Here is a 260-nt window from a genome sequence, read left to right as displayed (position 1 = left end):
ATGGACGCCGATCGTTCACGAATGGCTTGATAGCGATGGAGAGTGCGAACTCGGCCTGCCGCCGCGTGAGCGCGACTTTTTGCAGGTTCATGAGATCGCAGCCGGCCCCCTTGGAATGGCCCACGGTCGCCTGACCCGTAGCGATGAAATGCGAATCGGGAAAATTTTGCGAGAAATGGGATATTCAAGGCAGCAAAAGCGGGTCGCGGGGCGACCGGTCAAGGTTTGGGTCAAGTCAGCGTAGCTACCGTATCCACCCG

The 260-nt window shown here is 58.5% G+C and carries 1 protein-coding gene; it reads left to right on the top strand.

Annotated elements, in window-relative coordinates; genetic code table 11:
• A partial coding sequence (locus tag SB816_RS32835) for a hypothetical protein (RefSeq protein ID WP_410548360.1) occupies positions 1-244 on the top strand: 244 nt, incomplete at its 5' end.
• Positions 245-260: the final 16 nt, after the last annotated feature.

The organism is Achromobacter sp. SIMBA_011 (assembly GCF_046535435.1).
Lineage (GTDB): Bacteria > Pseudomonadota > Gammaproteobacteria > Burkholderiales > Burkholderiaceae_B > Achromobacter > Achromobacter dolens.
The sequence above is the reverse complement of the archived record's forward strand: the minus strand, read 5'-3'. Positions and strand labels throughout refer to the sequence as shown.